25 protein-coding genes and 1 riboswitch are annotated in these 24,397 nt (G+C 43.8%); of the genes, 13 read left to right on the top strand and 12 right to left on the bottom strand.

Annotated elements, in window-relative coordinates; all coding sequences use genetic code 11:
* The first annotated feature begins 30 nt into the window (after window positions 1-30).
* Window positions 31-600 (top strand): PhnA domain-containing protein, encoded by a 570-nt coding sequence (locus tag A587_RS0116235; RefSeq protein WP_010374208.1) that lies wholly within the window; start codon window positions 31-33, stop codon window positions 598-600.
* Here A587_RS0116235 and A587_RS25430 read toward each other — a convergent pair.
* Window positions 561-812: a hypothetical protein gene (locus tag A587_RS25430; protein ID WP_081629150.1), complete on the bottom strand. Its 252-nt coding sequence runs from the start codon at window positions 810-812 to the stop codon at window positions 561-563. The two genes, A587_RS0116235 and A587_RS25430, sit on opposite strands and share 40 nt — an antisense overlap.
* Before the next feature lie 137 nt (window positions 813-949).
* On the bottom strand, window positions 950-1,792 hold the full coding sequence (locus A587_RS0116230; RefSeq protein ID WP_017218440.1) for a 23S rRNA (adenine(2030)-N(6))-methyltransferase RlmJ: 843 nt from the start codon (window positions 1,790-1,792) through the stop codon (window positions 950-952).
* 234 nt (window positions 1,793-2,026) lie between these two features.
* Here A587_RS0116230 and A587_RS0116225 point away from each other — a divergent pair, with 234 nt between their 5' ends.
* The 7 genes from A587_RS0116225 (at window position 2,027) to A587_RS0116195 (ending at window position 7,211) form a co-directional block, all read left to right on the top strand.
* Window positions 2,027-2,254, top strand: coding sequence for a hypothetical protein (locus A587_RS0116225; protein WP_010374211.1), 228 nt, complete (start codon window positions 2,027-2,029; stop codon window positions 2,252-2,254).
* Entirely contained in the window at window positions 2,254-2,538 is a 285-nt protein-coding gene (locus tag A587_RS0116220; RefSeq protein WP_010374213.1) for a cell division protein ZapA, read from the top strand. The genes A587_RS0116225 and A587_RS0116220 overlap by 1 nt, the downstream gene beginning before the upstream one ends.
* Window positions 2,538-3,518: a hypothetical protein gene (locus A587_RS0116215; protein ID WP_017218439.1), complete on the top strand. Its 981-nt coding sequence runs from the start codon at window positions 2,538-2,540 to the stop codon at window positions 3,516-3,518. The genes A587_RS0116220 and A587_RS0116215 overlap by 1 nt, the downstream gene beginning before the upstream one ends.
* 27 nt (window positions 3,519-3,545) lie before the next feature.
* Window positions 3,546-5,042, top strand: a complete 1,497-nt coding sequence (locus tag A587_RS0116210) for a LysM peptidoglycan-binding domain-containing protein (RefSeq protein WP_232288081.1) — start codon at window positions 3,546-3,548, stop codon at window positions 5,040-5,042.
* Window positions 5,043-5,143: 101 nt separating this feature from the next.
* Window positions 5,144-5,632, top strand: a complete 489-nt coding sequence (locus tag A587_RS0116205) for an FKBP-type peptidyl-prolyl cis-trans isomerase (protein WP_017218437.1) — start codon at window positions 5,144-5,146, stop codon at window positions 5,630-5,632.
* A 2-nt stretch (window positions 5,633-5,634) separates the two neighbouring features.
* Window positions 5,635-6,363 carry an SDR family NAD(P)-dependent oxidoreductase gene (locus A587_RS0116200; protein WP_010374223.1) on the top strand — a complete coding sequence of 243 codons (729 nt, stop codon included), beginning with the start codon at window positions 5,635-5,637 and terminating at the stop codon, window positions 6,361-6,363.
* Between the two features lie 14 nt (window positions 6,364-6,377).
* Window positions 6,378-7,211, top strand: coding sequence for an amidohydrolase family protein (locus tag A587_RS0116195; protein ID WP_017218435.1), 834 nt, complete (start codon window positions 6,378-6,380; stop codon window positions 7,209-7,211).
* On the opposite strand, the gene A587_RS0116190 is transcribed toward A587_RS0116195, so the two are convergent.
* From A587_RS0116190 to A587_RS0116170, 5 genes are all read right to left on the bottom strand, one after another.
* A complete protein-coding gene (locus A587_RS0116190; protein WP_010374226.1) occupies window positions 7,206-7,976 on the bottom strand; it encodes a YggN family protein in 771 nt (256 codons plus the stop codon). The genes A587_RS0116195 and A587_RS0116190 overlap by 6 nt on opposite strands.
* A 177-nt stretch (window positions 7,977-8,153) precedes the next feature.
* Window positions 8,154-8,657, bottom strand: a complete 504-nt coding sequence (locus A587_RS0116185; protein ID WP_017218434.1) for an Lcl C-terminal domain-containing protein — start codon at window positions 8,655-8,657, stop codon at window positions 8,154-8,156.
* Window positions 8,658-8,667: 10 nt separating this feature from the next.
* Window positions 8,668-10,353, bottom strand: coding sequence for an Lcl C-terminal domain-containing protein (locus A587_RS0116180; RefSeq protein ID WP_017218433.1), 1,686 nt, complete (start codon window positions 10,351-10,353; stop codon window positions 8,668-8,670).
* A gap of 15 nt (window positions 10,354-10,368) precedes the next feature.
* Complete coding sequence (locus tag A587_RS0116175; RefSeq protein ID WP_017218432.1) at window positions 10,369-10,701, bottom strand: hypothetical protein; 333 nt, start codon at window positions 10,699-10,701, stop codon at window positions 10,369-10,371.
* Window positions 10,702-10,723: 22 nt separating this feature from the next.
* Window positions 10,724-11,443, bottom strand: coding sequence for a DUF2982 domain-containing protein (locus tag A587_RS0116170; RefSeq protein WP_026001024.1), 720 nt, complete (start codon window positions 11,441-11,443; stop codon window positions 10,724-10,726).
* 213 nt (window positions 11,444-11,656) lie between these two features.
* Here A587_RS0116170 and A587_RS0116165 point away from each other — a divergent pair, with 213 nt between their 5' ends.
* From A587_RS0116165 to msrA, 3 genes are read left to right on the top strand one after another with little or no spacing between them, the layout of a single operon-like run.
* Complete coding sequence (locus A587_RS0116165; RefSeq protein WP_017218430.1) at window positions 11,657-12,709, top strand: efflux RND transporter periplasmic adaptor subunit; 1,053 nt, start codon at window positions 11,657-11,659, stop codon at window positions 12,707-12,709.
* 6 nt (window positions 12,710-12,715) lie between these two features.
* Entirely contained in the window at window positions 12,716-15,814 is a 3,099-nt protein-coding gene (locus A587_RS0116160; RefSeq protein ID WP_017218429.1) for an efflux RND transporter permease subunit, read from the top strand.
* Window positions 15,814-16,347, top strand: coding sequence for a peptide-methionine (S)-S-oxide reductase MsrA (gene msrA, locus A587_RS0116155; RefSeq protein ID WP_010374233.1), 534 nt, complete (start codon window positions 15,814-15,816; stop codon window positions 16,345-16,347). Before A587_RS0116160 ends, msrA begins: the two co-directional genes overlap by 1 nt.
* A 41-nt stretch (window positions 16,348-16,388) precedes the next feature.
* Here the strand turns inward: msrA and A587_RS0116150 are convergent, their stop codons facing one another.
* The 3 genes from A587_RS0116150 to A587_RS0116140 form a co-directional block, all read right to left on the bottom strand.
* Window positions 16,389-17,366, bottom strand: a complete 978-nt coding sequence (locus A587_RS0116150) for a hypothetical protein (RefSeq protein ID WP_017218428.1) — start codon at window positions 17,364-17,366, stop codon at window positions 16,389-16,391.
* Window positions 17,367-17,526: 160 nt separating this feature from the next.
* Window positions 17,527-19,389: a TonB-dependent receptor domain-containing protein gene (locus tag A587_RS0116145; protein WP_017218427.1), complete on the bottom strand. Its 1,863-nt coding sequence runs from the start codon at window positions 19,387-19,389 to the stop codon at window positions 17,527-17,529.
* Window positions 19,390-19,424: 35 nt separating this feature from the next.
* A riboswitch (cobalamin riboswitch) is annotated at window positions 19,425-19,673 on the bottom strand.
* A gap of 86 nt (window positions 19,674-19,759) precedes the next feature.
* Window positions 19,760-20,242, bottom strand: coding sequence for a YajQ family cyclic di-GMP-binding protein (locus tag A587_RS0116140; protein WP_010374237.1), 483 nt, complete (start codon window positions 20,240-20,242; stop codon window positions 19,760-19,762).
* 230 nt (window positions 20,243-20,472) lie between these two features.
* On the opposite strand from A587_RS0116140, the gene A587_RS24170 reads away from it, so the two are divergent.
* Both A587_RS24170 and A587_RS0116130 read left to right on the top strand, forming a co-directional pair.
* Window positions 20,473-20,745 carry a VanZ family protein gene (locus A587_RS24170; RefSeq protein WP_010374238.1) on the top strand — a complete coding sequence of 91 codons (273 nt, stop codon included), beginning with the start codon at window positions 20,473-20,475 and terminating at the stop codon, window positions 20,743-20,745.
* The gene (locus tag A587_RS0116130) at window positions 20,738-21,640 is read left to right on the top strand and encodes a ketopantoate reductase family protein (RefSeq protein ID WP_017218426.1); all 903 of its coding nucleotides are present in this window, start codon (window positions 20,738-20,740) and stop codon (window positions 21,638-21,640) included. The genes A587_RS24170 and A587_RS0116130 overlap by 8 nt, the downstream gene beginning before the upstream one ends.
* A 246-nt stretch (window positions 21,641-21,886) precedes the next feature.
* Here A587_RS0116130 and thiI read toward each other — a convergent pair whose 3' ends face one another.
* Both thiI and A587_RS0116120 read right to left on the bottom strand, forming a co-directional pair.
* A complete protein-coding gene (gene thiI, locus A587_RS0116125; RefSeq protein WP_010374240.1) occupies window positions 21,887-23,344 on the bottom strand; it encodes a tRNA uracil 4-sulfurtransferase ThiI in 1,458 nt (485 codons plus the stop codon).
* 218 nt (window positions 23,345-23,562) lie between these two features.
* Window positions 23,563-24,219 carry a TetR/AcrR family transcriptional regulator gene (locus A587_RS0116120; protein ID WP_010374241.1) on the bottom strand — a complete coding sequence of 219 codons (657 nt, stop codon included), beginning with the start codon at window positions 24,217-24,219 and terminating at the stop codon, window positions 23,563-23,565.
* Window positions 24,220-24,397: the final 178 nt, after the last annotated feature.

The raw sequence follows: 24,397 nt of genomic DNA, 5'->3' as shown, positions 1-24,397 counted from the left end.
AATGGCGCTTTTACAGCTTGGGAAATCATTATGACTATCGCTGCCGCGCTTGCTGAGCGCAGTAACAATCAATGTGAGCTATGTACCTCAACGGATGGTCTCGAAGTATACGAAGTACCACCAGTCGCCGAGGCGCATTCTGACAAATGTGTTTATCTTTGTAGCCAGTGCAAACCACAGGTTGAAGGTCAACAGGATTTAGAAGCCAACCATTGGCACTGTTTAAACGATAGTATGTGGAGCCAAGTTCCTGCCGTTCAGGTTGTTGCCTACCGTATGCTTAAACGCCTCGCGCCAGATAATGGTTGGGCTCAAGATGCATTAGACATGCTGTATCTAGAAGATGAGACTCGAGCATGGGCTGATCAAGCACTTGCAGAGGATGACGACCTTGTCCACTTAGACAGTAACGGGGTGAAGCTGAGTGCTGGTGACACTGTAACCTTGATTAAAGACTTGGATGTTAAAGGTAGTAGCCTAGTTGCAAAACGCGGCACTGCGGTACGTAACATTCGTCTTTCGCCTTCAAACCCAGAACATATTGAAGGCCGTGTAGAGGGTCAAAACATCGTTATTTTAACGAAGTTTGTTAAGAAATAACTAGCGCTAGCTAACACACCCCAAGATAAACTGCTAAGTATCTTCAATACCTTATCGACTAGGGCCTGTTGATCTTTGCTGTTTGATTTTTGTTCTCCTGAGTGTGTTTTGGTCGCGACGCTCGACTTGCCGCCTAGTAATCTAGGCAAAAGTTGAGCAACAATGAACAAAGCGCACTCAGGTGAACCCAAAGGGCAGCGCTTGATTAGCATTTCTACTGTGTTCTCGCCTGACTCACATAGAATAACTATGCTACGCAGGCTCTGCCTTGTACAAATACCAATCAAACTGCTGCAAAAACAAACTTGAAAGGTAAACAGGCCCTAGATAGCTTAGCAGTTTATTTTTACTATTCTTCTACTAATTGAATGCTGCGATAAAACGCACCATCATCCTCGGCCAATAACGAAACCAGCTCGGGCAACACTTGATCCATGGTTTTCTTTAAGGTCCAAGGCGGATTGATCACCATCATGCCAGAAGCCGTCATGCCTCGTTCTTGGGTATCTGCGCGGGTGGCAAGTTCAAACACTTGAATATTACGCACTCCAGATTCAATCAGGCTAGACTCCATGGCATCAATGCGTTCACGGTCAACAACGGGATACCAGATCATATACACGCCGGAATCAAACTTTTTGTGCGCTTTTATGATGCTTTTAACCGCAACATCATAATCGGATTTGATCTCATAAGGAGGATCCATCAGCACGCAGGCTCTACGTGAAGCTGGTGGCACCAATCCTAATAGCCCTTTAAAACCATCACTCCCGGTGACGCGCAGTGATTTTTTATGTGCCGTATTTTGCTGTAACAGCTCTAGATCTTTTGGATGTAATTCAAAAAACCAGCCGTTATCCTGACGACGTAAGAAGTGCTCCGCCACCTTAGGAGAGCCGGGATAATGACTTAATTTATCGCCTTCGTTAAAAGACTTGATTAGTGCCACATAATCGCTAATTGCCGACACGGATCCAGAATAATTCCACAGCTTAGCGATGCCTTGCAGATACTCCTGAGTTTTTTGTGCATCACTGCTCGCCAGCTCAAAAAAACCAGCGCCAGAGTGCGTATCCACGTAATCGTACGGCTTATCTTTTTTAGCCATGTATGACAGAGCTTCTGCCAATACTAAATGTTTGATCACATCGGCAGGGTTTCCTGCATGAAAAGAATGTCGGTAACTGAGCATAACCCCGCCTTGATAAAAATAATAACAACACAGGTGAAATAAACCTGAGCTAAATTTGAGCAATGATTCATCAATTTTTAACTTTAGACTGAATCACTTCTGAACAAAATATTCCAATATCGGCATTATCTCTTAAAAGTTGAGAAAAATCAGCAGAAAGTCGCGTAAACACTAGCATCCTTAGCCGCTTTGTTTTACATTTGCATGACAAATCACAGTCATATGAGCGCATTAATGAATAACCAAGATCTCCAAAAACTCGACCAGTTGATTGACCAACTTTTGAGCCAAAATAACCAGTTAAAATCGGAAGTTTCGGCACTAAAAGAACAAAATCAAAAACTCATCGATGAAAATGAAACCCTACAGCTTGAAATGCTAGAAAGCGAAGAAAAGCAAAAAGAATTTAGTTCATCTTTATCTGGCCTACTTGATAAGTTGCAAACACAACAGGCTAGCTAATGTCTGAGCAGAATAACCAAGTAACAGTGACGTTACTTGGCAAGTCACATCAATTTGCATGTGCGCCAGATCAAGAAGAAGCGCTGCATAACGCCGTAGCGCTTTTAGACCGACGTGTAGAAGAAATGCGTAAACGCTCAACCGTTCGCAATGATCACAATGCGTTATTACTCGCAGCCCTACATCTTTGTCATGATTTACAAGCATTGGAAGCAAAGCAACAGCAAGACACAGAATTCGTTTCCACGCTCATCGACAAGTTAGTGCTGCCAGCAGGCGAATAATGCCGATATACTGGAGCAAACCTATCTTACGTAGCATCTCTCTTATTTGGGCTATCACTCTATTGGCGGCAAGTTTTAAAAGCACCGCCGCCAATGTTAATCAGTTCCATAAAGTCAATGACGCGGTTTATTTTATCCAAGGAAAAGATAGCGCTTTACAGCCCAATCAAGCTTTAGTTATTGGCAAACAGTGTGCACTGTTAGCATCCATACATGGCGATCTTGTCGCCACAGAAGCCTTTATCCACGAATTAGAAAAGCGCCTCACCGTTCCGCTTTGTTACGCAATCTCTTTGCATGCCGATATCAAACAAGACACCAGCGTAGTGCTACTCAAGCATGCTTATCCAAATTTACAATGGCTAAGTCCATCGGCAACATCAGCCAACGCATTGACGACAGCCTTTCACTCACAGCTTGAGCTTTTTAACCAAAGCGTCATGCTTAGTGAAAATCGTATCGCGTCTCTTGAGCCAAGTGAACGGCCGAAATGGCAAGCCAAACTTGCACTAGCAAAAAATAGGATTGCAACGTGGTCCAAGCTCGCTACACAAGCGCCATCAAGTAAAGCCATTGATAACGCGCCTAAAACCGTGGAGCTTGGAGGTGTAGTGGTTGAGCTTACTCAAGTCACGGGCTTTAGCGGTCATGACATCAGTGTTTATCTGCCAAAATATCAAGGCTTGATAGCAGGTTATAGCGTGGATCAGATCCCACTTGCGCATTTACCGCATACTACACAGTGGCAGCAAGCGATTACTCACTTTAATCGCTATGCACTCGATTGGATATTACCAGCAACAGGAAAACCCTATCGTCCAGAAATGCTGACCACTCCAGCACAATTTTTGGCTTTATTAGAGTTACAAGACACTCAGCAAGTAGTTGAAAAAATAAGTATTTTATATCCAGATAAGCACATGCAGCAACGCGCGTTATTGCAGTGGCAGCACTTTCAACAGCAAAGAAATTTTGAATAAAACTTAACCTCTCGGTATAGTTAAAGGATGAACAGAGTATTAATACAGCTGAGCGGGTTAATATTATTAACCATGCTCTCTGGGTGTAAAAGCAGTAGCAGTCCACAGGTGAGCAGGCAAGCCATTTTGTCGGCTCTCACTCAAGTGCTCGTAGAAAAGCCAGTCACGCCTCCTGCTATAGTTGAGGTAAAACCACCCAAAGCCACTACTGTTAAAGCCCCTCTCAGAGACAATGATTTATGGCAACACATACGCCAAAAGCTCAGTTTTAATACTGCACCTCACCCAAGACTTGATAAGCGCATAACATGGTATTTATCACAGCCTAATTATCTCAATGTGGTAAATAGGCGCGCCGCTCCCTACTTTTATCACGTAGTAAAAAAGGTAGAACGCAAAGGCCTTCCTATTGAAATCGCATTACTTCCTTTTGTCGAAAGTGACTTTAGACCAAAAGCAAAATCGCAACAAAATGCTGTTGGAGTTTGGCAGCTAGTGGATGCCACTGCCTACCATTTCGGCATCAAGAAAGATGAATGGTATGACGGTCGACAGGATGTGTTAGCATCGACCGACGCCGCGCTTGATTATTTGCTGTACTTGCATGAACGCTTTGATGGCGACTGGCTACACGCGCTTGCAGCCTACAATAGTGGTGAAGGGCGCGTCAAAAAGGCCATCGCAAAAAATAAAAAATCAGGAAAGTCGACCCACTTTTGGCATTTAACATTACCAAAAGAAACTGCAGACTACGTGCCCAAACTCTTAGCGCTCAGCCACTTACTAAAAACCTCACCCAAGGGTTTTAAGATACCAAGTTTGCCCAATAAAGCCACTACGTCGATACTTGATATTGGACAGCAATTTGACGTCAATCAACTGGCTAAACTCAGTGGCATCAAAAAGCGTCAACTATACGCACTCAATCAAGGGATCTTAAAACATAGAAGCTCTCCAAACGGTCCGCACAAAGTGTTATTACCGTTATCCGAGCAAGCATTATTGAAAAGTGCATTTTTCAGGGAAAACTTCAGCCAAGGCTACACAGTCAAAGCCAACGACACACTCTACCGCATCGCATTAAATGCGGGGATGAGTGTTAGTGCACTGAAAGCGCTAAACAATAAGCGCTCTGATTTGATCCGAGTTGGCGAAAAGCTATTAGTTTCCGAGAGTAATGAGCAGTTAGATTTACTCGTCGACTATGATGTAAGCCCTTATATTAAAGAAATAAAAGCCAAACCCATACCTCAAGTGGAACATCACCACACCATAAAACAAGGTGAGTCATTGTGGACAATCAGCCGTCACTACAAGGTCGCGGTAAAAGATTTATTAAATTGGAATTCACTCACGGCACAGAGTCTATTAAAGCCGGGCAAAGTGTTAATGGTATTTTTACCGGCTCCTGCTGCGCCAAAAAGCAATAAGACTCAACCAGCTAGCTCCTCAATCTCTAGCATTGAAGCGCTCCAATCAATACTGCGCCATGGCAAACCAAAGCAAGGTGAGAGCCCAAATTAAAGGGATAGACTTGCGTCCGAGAAGCGCACTCACGTAAACTACACGCTTTACAGGTGGATGCTAAATGGCGTCACCGAATACTATTTATTTAAGGTTTACTTATGCAAATTGCAAAGAACACAGTGGTAGAGTTTCACTACACACTTCGCGAAGGTGACAGCCAAATCGAATCAAGCAAAGAAGGCGAGCCACTAAACTACCTGCACGGTACTGAAGGCATGCTACCAGGTCTTGAAAGTGAACTTGAAGGTAAAACCGGTGGCGATAGCTTTACGGTAACCTTAACGCCTGAGCAAGCTTATGGCGAATATCAAGAAGGTCTAGTACAGCGCATTCCTATTAAGCATCTTCAAGGTCTTGGTGACAGCAAAGTTTGGAAGCCAGGCATGACTGCTATTGTCGATTCAAACCAAGGTCGTCATCAGGTTAAGGTAGTAAAAGTAGGACGCTTTAATGCAGATTGCGACTTAAACCACCCATTTGCAGGCAAAACACTAACGTTTGATGTTGAGATCCTTTCTGTACGCGAAGCAACTGCAGAAGAAATTTCACATGGTCACGTACACGCTGCTGGCGGCTGCGGACACTAATGATGAACCAAGTTGCCATCGTTACCGGTGGCAGCTTTGGCATTGGCGCCGCCATTGTCAACAAGCTGCTATCGCAACAATACACCGTTTATAACCTCGATATTCAGCCCAGTGAACAAGGGATTTTTCGCCATTGTGACGTCAGTAAAGTCGCCGATGTAAAAGCAACAATTGCAGATATAGTCGCAGAAACAGGGAAAATAGATGCGCTCGTTTCAAACGCGGGGAAGCATCTGAGTGCAACAATAGAAGATACCGACGAAGCCACATTTGATGCCCTTTTTGCATTGAATGTGAAAGGCGCTTATGCTGCCATTCAAGCCGTATTACCAAGCATGAAATCACAAGGTAGCGGTAGCATCGTATTGATGTCTTCGGATCAGGCAGTTATTGGTAAACCTAACTCCTTCGCTTACAACCTGTCTAAATGTGCGCTTGCTTCGATGGCGAAAACCACAGCATTGGATTACGCCAAATTTAACATTCGCGCGAATGCAGTGTGCCCTGGCACAATTGAAACTCCATTATTCCATCATGCCATTGATAGTTACTGCGCACGTAGCGGCGCTGATAAAGCGGAAATCGTTGCAGAAGAAGCCCAGTTACAGCCGTTGGGTAGATTAGGGCAGCCGCAAGAGGTTGCAGCGCTGGTCGCTTTCTTGCTAAGTGAAGATGCGAGTTTTATTACAGGTAGCCTACAAAGCATTGATGGCGGTTATACCGCACAGTAAAAAAGGAATGCGTGATGAGTCTGAGAGTTATTGATAGCCACCTACACTTTTTCGATTTAGCGTTAGGACAATATTCTTGGCTCAAGCACAACCCGCCCGCTTGGCCTAATCTGGAAAAAATAAGACAGAACCATACCCTTACAAGTCTTCCCCAACATTCACAGTTTACACTCGAAGCCTTAGTGCATGTGGAAGGCGGTTTTGATAATCAAAATCCCATCAACGAATTACATTGGTTAAATCAGGAACTGGGCAGCTTTCCTTTTAAAGCCGTCGGTTATGCCCGCATCAACGCGACTCCTGAGCAATTTAGCACAGCCATAGCGCATTTAGCACATCCTCACCTAGTGGCGATAAGAGACATCACCGAAGGCAGTGACAGCCAACGTTTATCCGCGCCTTTCGTGCTCGAAAATCTCACTTGTCTTGCCGAGCACGGACTACATTTTGAGGCGCAATTAGAATTTAAACAAAGCGAAAAAGTCGACCTTTTATTACAACTTGCAGAACAAAAAGCTGACCTTAAAATCGTATTTAACCATGCAGGGTTTATTGATGCTACCAGCCCTTGTACAGATATATTAAGGCGCATTGGAGCACTTAATAATGTCATGGTTAAGTGCTCTGGCCACGAAATGTTAGCAAATCCACTCACACTCTCTAAGTGGCTTACTCACTTAATCACACATGCGGGAGAAGAGAGCCTAATGCTAGGTTCGAATTATCCGGTTTCTCTTATGCAAAAAAGCTATTGGCAAATATGGCAGGACTATCTTGACGTGATAGGCATATCGTCAACTTGGCATAAACTCAGCCGAGACAATGCTAAAAGTTGCTATGGATTATGAACGGATCTGGACGAGATCGTAAGCAACTAGCTCAGGTACTATGCGCTGTAGTTTTTCTTCCGTTTGATCTAAGGTGTTTAAGCACTCGCAATATTCTGCCGCTTTTTCTTCTAATTGATGGGCCTTTTTCTGCAGCGATTTATCTATCTCTTTCGAAATAATCTCCATGCGTTGCCCCATATCGTTAATGCGATCTTCGATATTCCCTTCGCGAGATTTAAATGCATCCCCCAAAGAGACTAAAATAGAGCCCAACGAACCATGAACAGCAGAGTGAATTTTTTGGCTGATCTCTTTAGTAAAGAAATCATCAATTTTAGAAAGTGACTGTGGTGCGATAAAAAAGAAATCATCTCCACGCTTAAACTTATCCATCAGCGCACGTTCAACGTATTGCAACTGCGTTTTGAGCACTTCAGGTTCTTTGTCGGACATCCCCTCAACTACTTGCTCAATTGCACTCAACCCAAGGTTGACGCCATCGGTCGCCAGATTAACCAGCTCAGGAACGGTATCCCGTATTCCTAAAGAATACTCGCGCACAACTTTCTCCCCTTCCTGATCTAACTCAATCCAGCGGCCTAAAATAAAAAGCTGACTATCATTGTTGATTTGAATTCGGGTCTGACCATCATCAACGATACGAATTTCGTTGTCAGTGATGATAAGACCATGCCCAAGTTCAACATCGCACTTATTGTTAGCATAAGCAGAAGACGTAAATACGGCACAAGACAAGGCTATCGCGCTGAGTAATCGATTCATATGGCCTCCTGTGTGCAGAATGTAAGACGGGAAAGGGGTGCTTCAGGAGAGTACCAAAAGATCAAACAATCCCAAAGCCATTTTAGACGGATGAAAGTAACAAGCTATGTCTGACTGACAATATTAGAGATCCATACCCGTTAGCATCAAGGGTAGTAGCAATACCACTAATAAGGGCTATTGGTAGTATCTTACTAACCTGACAAAGGCGTCCGCAGTTTTAATGGTTGGATTATTTTTACCATCAGCAAATTGATACACCCAAGCAAACTGAGGTTGGCTAGTTTGGGTCGTTGCCGACCAATAATTATTACTTTTGGTCGTTGGAAATACCGTTATGTTTATTGCTGGAGTCACACACTCATGATACACAATACTGGCCAGTTCTTTAACGTTGGGCACTTGCCAATCTGTAAACCCTGCAAATTGGTCTTCGTTGGCAACCATCAATGCCTGTTGCCAAGTAAGTTGCTGAGCATTGTCTTCACAGCTTTGAGAAGTCGCATTATAACTTTGCCCAAAGTTGCAGCGCTGCCACATTAATCCCGTTTGGCTATCCAGCACAGTACCGTTGCTGTTTATCGTATAGCGGCTGGTATTGGAGCCGGTACCAACGCAAGTTTGCGCTTGGCAAACAGCCGTGAGTGACAAAGTAAATAGTATAGTTGCAATAATTTTCATACCACGCTCCCTAAGGGTTCCTTACCAACCTAACAAATGCGCTGCTAGACTTTTCTACTGCAAAATCATTGCCCGTATCCATATCGATAACATAAGCTCTTCTCAGCGTGCCACCGGTACCATCTAAACTCGACTGCAAGGTCCAGAAATAACGATGACCAAGCGTGGTCGTGCTAGGTAAGTTAGGGAAAAGCGCTTCATCTATCACCGCACTACTTGCACTGCCGTAATCTAGCAGTCCGAGTAGTTCCATATAAGTTGGTAAGCGCCAATTGTTACCACCACAGTAACTTTGCTCTCCAACGGCAGGGTTATTCACCTCATCAATCAAAGCTTGAATACCACAGTGACTATCCTGGGGGCAGGTTGTATTTGCTGCAGCCTGCACACTCCCCTCAGCAATCGCTCCGTCTACCTCAACATACCAGGTATAACTATTTTGTGCGTTGCGAGAAGAAGTGTTTGGTAATGTACCCGAACTCGCTTCTTTTACTTCCCAAATCAGTCCTGTGACGTTATCACGAACACAAGCAAAGTCCGTAGCGTCATCAGGTAATTCATCCGCAAAGCGATTTAGTTTGGTAAAGTCAAAACCAGCTCGACCACTGCCCTCTTTCGCCACCTGAGTGGCAAAATTATCACGCCCACGCTGCGCATCTTGAGCCGAAAACTGCGTCATGCTGCAGGTGATCACATCCGTATTGTTAAAACATGCAGTTTGGCCACTATCGTTTAGTTTACCTAATGGCTTTTTCTCGATATCAATGCGCACGTTGTCGGTTGCAGAACGGTTTTGCGAGTCAGTAACAGTCAGCTCAAATTCCACTTGCGACAAAATATTTTGATCTGGTGCATTAAACGTTGTTGAACACCCGGTAACAGAACTTAATGCTACCTGAGTGCCAGACGTCACCTGCCGCCATACACACTGTTTCTGACCAGATACAGTATCACTGCTTGAACCGTCAAGCGTGACCTCATCAAACTCTTGCACTTGCTGGTCGCTCCCAGCATCTGCCACTACCACATCCGAATTCGCAAGTAGCCCGAGGGTAAACTGGGTACTGGCTTGTCCGCCTTCATCATCGGTAACCGTCAACTGCCAGATTGACGCCTGAGAGGTAGCCAATAATGGATGAACAAAAGATAAAGTAGCCGTATTCAACCCCGTTGGCTGTATTGTTGTGGGACCACTTACTTGCTGCCACTGATAAGCAACCACTTGGCCATTTTCATCTGGATCGGAAGAGCCTGCGCCACTTAGGACGATAGTGTCTTTATATTTGGCTGGTAGTGTTTCCGGTGCACTTTGGCTGATACTTGGTATAGGTAATTGATTGTTAGATTTGATAGCAACCGTCACTTGGTCGCTTGCAAGACTGCCATCAGGCGCAACATAATCAACCTGAATAAGTAAATTGACATCGGCTTTAATATCCGGAGCAACAAAAGCGGCTTGTTGCTCCGTAATTGGAAATTCACTGACGTTTGCACCAGAGATAACTTGCCAGTTAAAAGTGCCACCTGCGGGTGATGCTTGTGCATTCAAGGTAACTTCTGTTTTTTCAGTTACTTGGATATCAGCACCCGCGTTAACCGATGCGCTGACTTGGCTCGGTTCATCACTCCCAGAGCCTCCGCCACAACCCGTTAATATTAACGCAAGTACAACCCAACTTCCCTTGAATGCATTCATATTATTCCTTATGAATTATAGATAACTCTCTTGATGTATTCGCACGAACAACTTAGTGCCAATTTTACTGTAATCTATTTTGTATTCTCGACCGTCTAAAGCCTGAATAAACAGCAACCGTTTTACTTCACCAAATACATCAATACTCGAAACGTGGACGACCTCTAAATAACGCTCTTTAGCTTCTCTTCGATTTCTCGGCAGCTCTTCCTTAAAAGGCACCAAACCATTTGCAGTCACCTTGATTTTTGGGTGTGCTTCACCATTTACAATCACAAGATCTAACTTCTTCTCTTTGTGAATAATGGTATTACGCCCACTTTTAATATAGGCCGTTTCTAAGCTCATATTGGTGTATCCTGTTACATCTTCAGTAGGTGGTTTGTTCTTCTAACAATGCTTTTACCACCTCTTTAGGGTTAAGTTTCCAGCGGTTTAACATGACTGAAAATTGCCAAATATCCCTGTCTAAGGCAGTCGCGGGGATCAATAAATCATATCCCGTCACTGTCTTTAAATTATCCATCCGGTTTGCAAACATTGCCATTAAACCAGTATATTCTTTTCCCGCCTTGGAGCGAAAAACGGTTTCTTCTATCAACCATTCAGATGGGCAGTTGCCATTTTCGCAATGCATTTTAACAGCTTGTAAAAAAATATGCCGCTGCTCGATCAATAATTTACCCGCAAGTCTAGGTGTTAAATTTAATAAAAACGCATCAATATCATTAAGTTTAATACCAACTGCATTTAACTCAAGTGTTTCAACACCTTGTTGAACTTTGGGAATGCCGCTGGAGTGAAAGTTTACAATGGATAGCGGCCAAGCTCCATATTTATGCACATACCTAAACTCTTGTTCTGTAAAGTATAAACTAAAATATGGTTGCTGACTTTTGAGAAAGCCAACAAAAATAGCCACTAACATGGCGCTGGCAAGAAATATTTCTACAATAGTAATAGCTGTACCACGCAAGTTGACAAAAAGCATGATAACAACCAATCCAATTGCACCAACCAGCATAAATTCAACGCCATTGCGGTCAGCGGTTGCACGTAGTTTTGCTTCAAGCATGGGTATACCAGACATAAAAGATGTACATGATGATCGCCCATGCGACTAATTTACGTATTGTGATGCATCGTTTACATGAATGACTGTGTTTCATAATATTTAATTTAGGTACAAACACTTAAATTGAATTACATTTTCGTTTAATGCACAAATTTACAGGATATGCCGTAGACTTTGTTAGCCTTTAATTTTGTAAACTAGAGACAAATTATAATCTGGGTCACTTTTATGCGTCATCAATCAGGAAAAGCACTGTTTCCTTTTATCATTGTAGTGCTAGTCGTCATCAGCGGCTATTTATATTTACCAGCCTCGGAAGGCAAAATGAGTGGCAACTCGGCACCCGTAACCTCCGTTCAAGCTCATACCGTAACCAAAGAGGAACGTATTATTGCTGTTCACTCTATTGGTTCCGCCAGAGCAAATCAAGCTATCAACGTGAGTAGCGCCCAAAGCGACTATGTGGCAGCCCTATATTTCGATGACGGAGACGTAGTAAAAAAAGGCGATAAGCTAGTCCAGTTGCGTGATGCCGAAGAGAAACTCGATATCGAAGCGCTGAAAGTGACGCTAAAGGAAGAAATTAGACAACTAAACCGCCTTAAAGACCTCGCAAAAACTCAATCGGCGGCTCGCTCTCAACTAGAAGCGCAATCAGCAAAGGTAGACACCTTAACTGCACAATTAGAAGCCACCAAAACAAAACTCGCCGAGATGACCATTTATGCGCCATTTGATGGATTATTGGGTACTCGAAATGTCTCTATCGGTAGCTTCGTAAACAACAATACAGTGATCACCACACTCGATGACATTAGCATCATTAAAGTGGATTTTCAGGTACCAGAAAAATACTTAGCGCAACTACAACTTGGTATGCAAGTGAATGCACAAAGCGAAGCTTACCCAGAGCAACTATTTACCGGTAAAGTCTCCCATATTGACCCGCGTATTAATGAACAAACGCGCTCGGTACGAGTGACAGCGAGCTTCACCAATCTTGACCATAAACTTCGCCCTGGTATGCTACTACATATGGGACTCGAACTGGCTCGATTACAAGCCCTTGTGGTGCCAGAAAAAAGCATCATTCCAAGACAAGATAAGCATTTTGTATTTGTCATTGACGACCAAGGTAAAGCGCAACAACGCGAAGTACACCTGCAAACTCGCTTTAGCGGCTGGGTGGCTATCGACGAAGGGCTTACAGAGGGACAACAAGTGATCACGGAAGGCACCTTGAAGATCCGATCAGGCTCAAAAGTTGAAGTAAAGGGGTAAGGCGACGTGAGAATCACTGATACGGCGGTAAAGCGCCCGATCTTCGCGATCGTCATTAACTTACTGCTGCTGACCTTTGGCTTAGTGGCATTTACTATGCTACCACTGCGCGAATACCCTGATATTGAAACTCCAATAGTCAGTGTAAGTACTAACTACACAGGCGCATCGGCGGAAGTTGTAGAAACCAAGATCACCCAAGTATTAGAAAACCGGATTTCGGGGATCGAAGGGATCAAAAGCATAAATTCCAGTAGCCGCAACGGTAGCTCCAATATCACTATCGAATTTAATATCGATCGCGATATCGACGCTGCTGCAAATGATGTGCGTGAGCGGGTTTCTCGTGCGCTAGATAGACTACCAGAGCAAGTGAGGCCGCCTGAAGTATCGAAATCAAACAGCGACGAAAGCCCTATCGCTTGGTTTGTACTCAACAGCGAAACCATGGATACCTTGCAGCTTTCAGACTACGCCCAGCGCTTTATCGTTGACCGTCTGGCGGTTGTTGATGGCGTATCAAATGTACGCATTGGCGGTGAGCGTCAATACGCCATGAAGATTTGGCTAGACCGAAAGGCGATGGCCGCTCGTGGAGTCACAAGCAGTGATATTGAACAAGTGCTACGCAGAGAAAACGTAGAATTACCCGCTGGCGAAATTGAATCCGTTGACCGTGATTTTTCTGTTCGTATTGCCAGAAGCTATAAGACTCAAGAAGACTTTGACAACCTAGTGATTAAGCGTGGCGAACAAGGCTATTTGGTGCGACTTGGTGAAGTCGCGCAGGTGGTACTTGAAGCCGCTGACGACGAAAGTACCTTCCGTGGTAATGGTAAAAATATGATTGGCCTTGGCGTTGTCAAGCAAGCTAAAGCCAATACGCTAGAAGTGGTCGACAACGCCCGTAAAGAGCTTGAAAAAATAAAACGCAACCTGCCTCAAGGCACTACCATAGAAGACAGCTACGATTCTTCTATTTTTATCCGTGAGTCCATTGCTGAAGTATACAGCACACTTGCAATTGCCATGGCGTTGGTGGTACTCGTTATCTACATCTTCCTTGGCAATATCCGCGCTACGCTGATCCCTGCTGTTACCGTGCCGGTAGCCTTAGTTGCAACCTTTATGTTCTTGCTGGCCATGGGGTATTCCATCAACTTGCTGACGCTTCTTGCACTCGTGCTTGCCATCGGCCTTGTGGTCGATGACGCCATTGTAATGCTAGAAAATATCTACCGCCGCATCGAGCTTGGCGAACCCAAGTTACTGGCAGCGTACCGTGGCGCGCGTGAAGTAGGCTTTGCCATCATTGCAACAACGCTGGTTTTGGTTGCCGTATTTATTCCCTTGGTCTTTATGGATGGTCGTATTGGTGCCCTATTTACCGAGTTTGCCTTTGCAGTAAGTGCTGCAGTGCTGTTTTCCAGTATTACCGCGTTGACCTTGTCTCCCGCCCTTTGCTCCAAAGTGTTAAAGCCTAGCAATAAAGAAAACCGCTTTAGTCAGTGGATGGACCGTCAATTTGGACGACTTGAACAAGGGTATCGTCGAGTTTTACAAGACAACTTATCGCGCAAATACAGCCTGATTGTGATGTTGGCACTGGCGGGTTTTACCAGCTACAGCCTGTTTAAACAGATCCCATCTGAACTGACACCAAAAGAAGACCGCGGTACTTTCTTTGTTATGATGAATGGTCCAGAAGGGGCAAGCTACGAAAACAACTCGCAAAATATGGCAAAAATTGAAGAGCGACTGCTTCCTTATGTAGACTCAGAGGAACTTAGCCGCGTGCTTATTCGCGTGCCCGGTTGGGGTGGTCAAGGCGGTGTTGCTATTATCGGCATGCCAGACTGGGATGAGCGAAAACGCTCAACTTGGGAAGTCATGGATGAGATCAGCGGTAAAATGCAAGATGTTACGGATATTCGCGCCTTTGCTATTATGCGCCGTGGTATTGGCGGCGGCGGTAACTCACGCCCCATTGAGTTTGTACTGCAAGGCAACGACTATGACGAGTTGGCCGCATGGCGCGATCGCATTCTAGAACGCGCACGAGAAAATAAAGGACTGGTTCGTCTCGATCACGATTACAAAGAAACCTTCCCACAGTTTTTGATAAGCATTGATAAAACCAAAGCTGCAGACTTAGGCGTGTCGGTAAGTGCTATAGGCCAAACGCTAGAAACCATGCTGGGACAACGTCGTGTTACCACCTTTATTGACCGCGGTGAAGAATACGATGTGATCTTAAAAGGCACCAAAGCCGACTTCTCTGCTCCGGATAATATTTCTGATATTTATGTGAAGTCTCGTAGCGATGAGCTCGTGCCATTAGACAGTTTGATCACCATAAAAGAAGAAGCCACAGCTTCTCGATTAAACCGCTACAACCGTATGCGCGCGATAACTATCACGGCAAACCTCGCAGGCGACTACACACTAGAGCAAGCGCTCGACTTTTTAAATAAAGTTGCCGCCGAAGAGAATGATATCGACGGTGCCATCGACTATAAAGGCGAGTCACAGCTGTTTTATGAAGGTGCATCAGCGATGACCTATGTGTTTATTCTGGCGCTCACGGTTACTTTCTTAGTATTAGCCGCACAGTTTGAAAGTTTTGTTCATCCACTAGTTATCATGCTCACCGTACCGCTGGGTTTAGTTGGTGCAATGTATGGGTTATTTATTACCGACAGCACGCTAAACATTTATAGCCAAATTGGTATTGTCATGTTGATTGGCCTTAGTGCCAAAAACGGTATCTTAATCGTGGAATTTGCTAACCAATTGCGTGACAAAGGCATTGCCTTCGAACAAGCCATTGTTGATGCTGCAGCGCAGCGATTAAGACCTATTATTATGACCTCGCTAACAACCGTGATGAGCTCTATCCCGCTTGTGTTTGCAACGGGCCCTGGGTTCGAAAGCCGCATGGTGATCGGTGTCGTGATTTTTGCCGGTGTCAGTGTTGCCACCATTTTAACCTTGTTTGTTATCCCAACCGCCTATACTTTACTAGCTAAGAAGACGCAATCTCCAGAAGAGACGACAAAACGTCTTGAGGAGCAGTCGAAACAACATCCTGAGCAGGAGGTATAATGGCAACTTTACGAACCGCAACTTTTGGTGGTGGTTGTTTTTGGTGTATTGATGCGGCATTTCGCCGCGTCAATGGTGTTGAGTCAGTGCAGTCAGGTTACGCAGGTGGCCACACAGATAATCCCACCTATCAAATGATATGTCGGGGAGACAGTGGTCATGCTGAGGTAGTCCAACTGCAATTTGATGCCGATATTGTCAGCTTTGATACTTTGCTTAATATGTTTTTTACCCTGCATGACCCAACGCAGTTGAATCGCCAAGGCAACGACATTGGTACTCAGTACCGTAGTGTGGTGTTTTATCATGACCAGCAGCAACAGCAACAAACTCAAGATTGTATTGCGCAACTTCAAAACCAGTTAAGTGAAAAAATAGTGACTGAGGTTAGCCCTGCGCCTGAATTTTATCCTGCTGAGCACTATCACCAAGATTATTACACTGAAAACCCAAACCAAGGCTATTGCAGTGTGATGATTGCCCCTAAAATTGCAAAATTTGAAAGCCATTTTGCGGCAAATTTAAAGCACTAAACTTGTGTGCCGAACGCAATAGATTGCGTTCGGCTTACGCCTTACGGCAACATAGGTATAGCAAATACATAAAAGCTGGTGCGGCCATCTTTAATCCGCAAATGCCCACGCGTTACTTCCATTTCTAAATTCGCCGTATCACCAGGTCTTAAGGTATCTAAGCCTTTAAGCGGAACAACACCTGAATTGATTAACTGGGCGTTGTGCTTAATGACCTGCGGAATATCTTCGCTCATATCCACACCCAAGAATTCAAACACATCAATCACAATACGGCTAAATTCAGTATAAAGCTTGTCAAAAATCCCCGGAGTCAAGGTATCTATCAAATCGAGGATCCACGGCAACTCTACTTTTGTTGTCACCACAGGCTTAAAGCTAGAAATTAAAGGATCTAACTCAAGCTGCTGGGTACGTACATCATACTTACCTTTGATGGTGACATTTTCGTTGTTAATATAGACATGGATATAGATATTCATCCCAAGCTGTTTCTTACGAAACTTAGCGTAAGACTTCAAATCGAAGCCATCGATCAGCACAGGTACTTTATTTTGCGCATCGACTCTACCTGCAATTTTCATATGCATAGTGCCGTAGAGACTAGTGGTGTGGCTCACTTTATTTGAACTAGATTGCGCGGCAATATTGTTGACGATATCGGTCGTCAACTCTTTGTAGTTATGTTCCACATTCGAAAATTGCTGATGAATGATATCTGAAACCTGCGTATACATTTCCTTTGGACCTTGGCTAGATGTTGTCCTGCCAGTAGACCAACACTCTCCACCGGTATAAATCACAGGCACTGATATAGGCGTTAGATGATCGTTGCCGGGGTGGCGATAGTACATCATGCTGCGGATCCGACTACAGGTTTGCGATGGCGCGTTAAACCAAGCGAAATCGCCCGTCATTGATTGTGTTGAAAATTGAGGTTCAAGCTGATTTTCAGGTAGTGAGGCTTGCGCTGATGTGACAATCCCAAGCGTGAGTAACCCAAATAATAGTGACTTCATGTTCTTTTCCTTAAGGTAGTAATAATACAAATCAAATCTATTATCAACCACAAATAAGGTAGGACACCAGTTACAAATGTAATGCAACTAAATGATAAATAAGAAAAGTGATCCATTACTCATGATGGATCACTCTGGGTATTGAAAAGCAGTTAACGCATTAGAAGCTGTAGCTCACACCAACGTAGGCTTGTCTACCTAGTGGCTTATAGCCCAGTAATGAGCCATCTTTTGCTTCGCCCGCTGTGGCATTGAAATAGCGCTTATCGGTTAAGTTTTCAATACGGCCATTTAACTTGAATCCATCGAAAAACGTATAGTTAGCAGCTAAGTTAAACAGCGTATATGACGGTAAAGTCACTGTATATGCACCTTCAGCTCCCCATACTTTATCGTCGCGATTACCTCTATGGACTAAGGTCAGTGTTGCGTCGACATTTTCCCACGCTTTACTGACTGAATAAGTTAAGGTGCGTCTCGCTCTGCGCTGTAATTGCTTGTCGGTATCAGCGTCTTTAGCACTCACATAGCTCGCATTTACCGTATGCTCGATACCAAAGTTGTCTTCAATTTCAACAGAAAGATCAGCACCTTCAAAGTCAGCGCGCTGAACATTGTAAGGGATGTATTTCCATTTATCATTTTGCTGATAAACGATTTTATCGGTAATACGGTTATCGTATACCGCAGCTTCCACACGGAAGTTCTCGCCGCCCCATGTGACAATAATTTCGTTATTAGTGGCTTCTTCCGGCTTAATATTTGGGTTAGGCAGATAGTATGGACTATCAATCACAAACGCCTGTGATAAAGAAGGTGCTCTAAAGGCAGTACCATGATTCAACTTAACACTCAGGCCATCCATGAGTTGCTTGCCTACAGCAACCGTGTAGGTGTTTGCACGACCATGAAAATCATAATCATCCGTTCTCAGTACAACCTCTGTCAGCCAATTTTCATCGTTGTAAAACCCACCTAGTGCTAAAGATAAGTTATCACGCTCAGGCTCTGAAAAAGAGGCGGTAGAATCACCAACATCTTCATTTAGAAAGGTAAAGTTACCCGTGAAGATCAAAGCTTCGGTTAAACTATATTGCGACTGATATTCAAATTGGCTGCGTTTGGTGACATAAGCGTTATCGTCAGCACTATTACCGATTTGAACGTTTTGTTCCTTACCTAAGCTGTATGACGCACTTTGACTAAACTTGTCAGTACGTCTTTTCCACGCCAACTTATTGGTGTAGTTATGGAAACGGTAAGCATCACTACCAAAAGAGTCATACTCCCCCTCACCTTCACTGTACTGTGAACGTAAGCTAAAAATGCCACTTTCTTCATCACCATACTGCACATTTAAACCGGCATTACCGTTATAATATCCATCACGGTCATGGTTTTTTGTGATTGCAGCTTCAGGGTCTTTCTCAATCACATCATAGCCATCAGTATGAGTGTAACCCGCATTAGCTGCAATACTAAACTTGTCTTTTTTGTAATTTACCGTTGCTTCGGTCTTGGAGTAATTGTTACTCCCAGTCGTAAGCGCGATTGTATTGTTATTCCCTTCGCGACTAATAATATTAATCACGCCAGCAATGGCATCTGAACCATAAATCGCAGCTTTGGCACCACGAATGATCTCAATCCTTTCGATGCTATTAAGTGGTAAATTAGTGAGCGAATTGTCACCGGAGTTTGCATCCGTCACTCGAACCCCATCGATTAACACTAGCGTATGCTTAGCGTCATTACCGCGTAGAAATAAACTCACGCTTTGGCCTAAGCCTCCGTTTCTAACCGCTTGAATACCAGCGATATTATCGAGTAGCGATACGACATCTTGAACATTGCTTTTTTCAATATCAGCACGACCTATAACCGTAATGGCAGACAATGCGCTTTCTAGAGACTGTTCAAATTTATTGGCAGTAACAGTGATATGTTCAAAATTTTGATCCGCAAATGCTGAAAAAGAGAGCGCCGTCGCTATCGCCGCGCTTAGAGCAGTTTTATTTAACATGGTTTCCCCTAACTTGTACCCACCGTACAAGAACACAAAGTGACTGTTTCAAGGCCGGTCTCCGGGCTCAGTAAATCTGCAGATTGGCAGTTCACTCTACCGTTGCGGGGGCAGCGCTGGCATAGAACCGATCCAAGCTAATCACGTGTAATAAACTGTCTTACTCAATTTATTATTGATTAACGCAATTAGATGTTCCCTTGTGTTCGCACCAGTTTCCCGATTATCTATACACTTAGCAACCACACTAGGTTGTGTACAGCACCTTGAAAATGCGAGGCTATTGTCTTGGGTTTCGGAATGATTGTCAATGGACGTCTAGAAATCCAAAAGTGCAATCTATGCACTTTTGGAATGAAGTAAAGCGTAATTAGTCGCGGAAGTTTTTGAATTGAAATGGTTGGCCAAGCTCACCGGTACGAACCAGTTGCATCGTTTCTTGCAAATCGTCACGCTTTTTACCCGTTACACGCACCGTATCGCCTTGAATTGACGCTTGAACTTTAACTTTTGAGTCTTTAATAAGCTTAACCAGTTTTTTCGCCATCTCTTTGTCGATGCCTTGCTTTAACGCCACCTTGCGCGATACGTATTTGCCAGAGCGCTCAATGTCTTTTAACTCGAAGCTTGCTACATCAAGGCCGCGCTTTGCCGCTTTACCCACTAACATATCGAACAATTGCATAACTTGCTGTTCTGCTTCCGCTTTGAGGTTGATCATTTCACCGCTTAGCTCGATTGACGCATCTACGCCACGAAAATCAAAACGCGTATCAAGCTCACGAACCGCGTTGTCTACGGTATTTTTTGCTTCTGTCATATCAATTTCAGATACAATATCAAATGAAGGCATGCTTCTCTCCTAAAGTCATTTTGGCTCGATTATAGCAGTTTATGCTTAATTTGAGTTACTTTAAGTTTTTAAACAGCGTATTAGGATGTTCACCCAATGGACAGTTTTCGATGGTATACTGCTCGCTTAGTCATACAGAAGTAGGATGTATTGTGACACGGCGCGTTTATAAAGCTCTTTTGATTATCTCTTTAATTATATGTACAGTGCTATTCGCAAAGGAAATTAGCTTGTCTCCAAAGCTGTTCCCAAATATCGATAAAGTGGCGCATTTTGGTGTATTTTTTGTGCTTGCGTTTATCTCTCACCATGCTTTTAAAGTAAAGGTATGGACACACATAGTGCTACTGTCCTTGTATGGTGCAGGTATTGAGTGGATGCAACATACACTACCGTACCGCCAAGCATCTACCGCTGACTTTTTAGCTGATTTAGCCGGTGCGGTCAGTTATTTTGTTCTATTTTATATTTGGGCAAGTTGGCGCAACAGAAAACATGGCTAACATACATATTTTAGGTGAAGGGGCGATAGGATTACTGCTCGCCCAGCATCTTAGTCAATCTCATCAAATTACGCTGATCACTCGAAATAAACGCGCAGCGACTTATCGCTATCAAACAGCAAGTATTCAACAAACCATCCCATGCAGCACAAAAACGCTTGCAGAACTTCCAGCCAGCAGTATAGATACGCTAATCATTCCCGTTAAAGCATATCAGGTCATCGAAGCACTCCGAGCGCTTCGTCCTGCTCTTTCAAAAAATGGCACGCTAATTCTTAGTCATAATGGCATGGTAGATTGGTCTGGTGAGTTAGCTGCGCTTGAAAAAACACAATCCGCCTACTTCTTAAGCACATCCATCGCAGGCTATAAAGTCGCAGACACTGTGCACCATACAGGACAAGGTGCAACTTGGTTTGGGCCGTTAAATTCACCAGCCGAATGCCACTACCAGCACGTATTCTCGCAACTGTTTAGCACATTTGAAAATGCCCAAACCACGTTTGATATCATGCCAACGCTTTGGAAAAAGCTGGCGGTTAATATTGCCATTAACCCATTAAGTGCATTGGAGCAAGTCGCAAATGGTCAGTTAAGACAGCCCAAATACGCAGCCCAAATCCTTAATTTAATGAATGAAGTACAACTAGTGGCTGCAAGTACAGGCGTAAACTTAGCGCTTAGCGAGCTAGTCACGCTTGCTTACACCGTAATGGCACAAACCGCAAACAATCGCTCTTCAATGAATCAGGATGTCGCGAATAACAGACGCACAGAAATTGACGCCATGTGCGGGTATATTTGCGAGCTAGCAGCAAAACAAAATATTGATGTGCCGTTGAATCAACAGTTATTCGAGGAAGTGAATAAGCGCAGGCAGCTAGCGCAACAATAAGCTTAACTTCTCGGCGGGTAAACCGCCTCCCACAGAACTATTTACACAGCGAATTAGAGATTAAGTATGATATCGGAGCGTCGTTTTAAAAGAATGAACGAAGAGCGCATGGAGGGTAACTACAAAATACTAGCAAACAAATAAATTGGGGCGCGTGAGCAATAACAAACGACCTCTACCTACCCACAAAAGCGTACGTTGGGTAAACCCTATAGTCTCACCCAACGCTTGTTAGCATGCTTTATTCTAAGGACGGTACACCTTGACGTTAGCATAGCCATTTTCATGCAGAATAAGTGCTTGTAACTGGCTCATTACGCCTTTCGAACAGTACAAGTAGTATTCTTTGTCCTGTGGTAAGTCGCCAAACTTAGTGGCTAATCTAAAGAAAGGTAAGTGGATCACTTGTGCACCATCTAGCTCTAGAGGGTTGGCATCTTCCTCTTCTGGAGAACGAATATCTAATACTACCGCGTTGTCTGGTAATTCACTTACCGATTCCGCTTCTTTCACTTCTTCTTTCGCTTCAGCTTCAATATCACGAATATCTTTTACCGTCGCGTTAGCTACAACTGTATTCAATACATCAAAGTCAAACTTTTCTTCTTCAGCTAATATCTTGTGAAGCTGTGCTTTTACCGTTGGTTTTTGAGAGATCACACCACAATATTCAGGCATTGCTTCTGCCATTTCATTGGTGCCAATCGCTCTGGCAATACGAATGATCTCTTCTTTATCGTGTTGAATAAGCGGTCGTAATATCAGCATCTCTGTAACACGGTCAATCACGTTAAGGTTAGCCAGGGTTTGGCTCGATACCTGACCAATACTTTCACCAGTTACCAGTGCTGGGATCCCCAAACGCTCTGCGACTACAGCACCTGCACGCATCATCATGCGCTTTAGTACCACGCCCATTTGTCCGCTTTCGATATTCTCAAGAATTTCAGCGACAACTGGCTCAAAGTCAATCGTAATAAATTTAACTTTGTGGGTAGAGCTAAATTGTTTCCACAAGTAGTGGCTTACTTGCTTAACGCCAATTTCGTGGGCTGCGCCACCTAAGTTAAAGAACAAAAAGTGCGTACGCGCGCCTTTTCGCATCATTTGATAAGTCGCAACACCGGAGTCGAATCCGCCAGAAACCAAAGACAACACGTCTTCTTGCGTTGGTAGTGGGAAGCCACCTAAACCAAAGTGCTGGTGACGAACAATGTAGGCTTTATTGTCTTTGACTTCGATTTTAACCGTCACATCAGGTTTTTTCAGTCTTACGCTGGCACCCTCTACATTTTGGTTTAAACCACCACCAACATAACGCTCCACGTCGCTTGAAGTAAACTCATGCTTACCTTGGCGCTTTACGCGTACACAAAACGTTTTGCCCTTGATCAATGGCTCAACCAAAGCAATCGTTTGTTGGTAGATATCATCAAGCGTATCGAACTGTGTCTCTTGCACCTCAATAAACTGCACAATACCTGGCGTGCGTTTAAGGTGGTCGATTAGACCAAGGCGGGTTTTCTCGTCACTTAGCTCGCTCGTCACTGAGATATTGTCCCAGTTATTTTTAACTTTTACGTTTTCGTCAACGCGAACCAACAGCATTTTGATGTTTTTCTCTAATACTTTGGTAAAACGCTTACGGACGGATTTGCTCTTAATAGCAATTTCGGGATGTAATTTGACGATAAATTTAAGCATAAAAGTCACTCTACTACAGATCGATTATCGGTTGCGATGACGCACTGATTTGACCTAAGCGGACTTTATCGTGGCGCACACTGACCGAGGACAGTTCGGGCGCGCGAGTATATCAAACTCAAAGCCGATTAGGAAATAAACAAACCTTTTCCCTTTGCGCTCTACAAAGCCTTTTGCCCGTGCTCCCCCAAGCAAAAGGCCCGCTTAATTATTTAAGGCTAAGCAATACTCGGTAAGCTCGCCTCTGCTAGTGCTTGATAATGCTGCTGAAGTTGTGCCACTTTCGGTGCGCTCATGGGCGTCGCGTAAGGTTTAAAAATCATCAGTACTTTAACAATGCCATTGTATATATCTTGTTGCTCAAGGACGCCAGTCATTCTTCTGGCTTTAACATAAGGAGTCCAGAAACTAACAGTCATTTTCAACATATGCGCAAGCTCTTTAGCATCGTCATCATCTATGGTGATCACGCCTGTATCTCTTAGGCCAATTACTACCGCTTTTACTTGCTCAAGTAAGCGTGACTGAAAAGCAATGTAGTTTTTTTTCAATTCATCATCACGAGCCAAAATGTCTGTCAGATTGTCGTAGAAAAAGTGATAACGCCACATCAGGTCGAACAAGGAGTCTAAATATTGAGTTAGCTGCTCAAGCGGTTCGTTGTGCTGCTCCAGTGGCTTAAAATGCGTATTTAAATGCTCGCTATAAAGGGCGAATATTTGCCGAATGATGTCTTCTTTATTTTTAAAATGATAGTACAAATTGCCAGGGCTAATCCCCAAACTGGAAGCTATATGGTTTGTCGTAATCGCGCGCTCTCCATGCAAATTAAATAACGCGATGCTGGTACGTATTATTTTTTCCTTGGTATTCATTACGATTCTCTATCTTTGTTGATAACGTGGTCGCGTTATTACTAGTGTTACTAGGCTATTTCGCGCTCCATGTGAAAAAATAGCACTAATTTTACCTCTAGATAAGCTTAGATCCGACAAAGCTGACCAGTGTTTTTTCAAAAAAACCTTGTTACCATACAAAAAAATTCAACATAGT

It is taken from the genome of Pseudoalteromonas sp. NJ631 (genome assembly GCF_000276645.1).
Classification (GTDB): Bacteria; Pseudomonadota; Gammaproteobacteria; order Enterobacterales; family Alteromonadaceae; genus Pseudoalteromonas; species Pseudoalteromonas piscicida.
The sequence above is the reverse complement of the archived record's forward strand: the minus strand, read 5'-3'. Positions and strand labels throughout refer to the sequence as shown.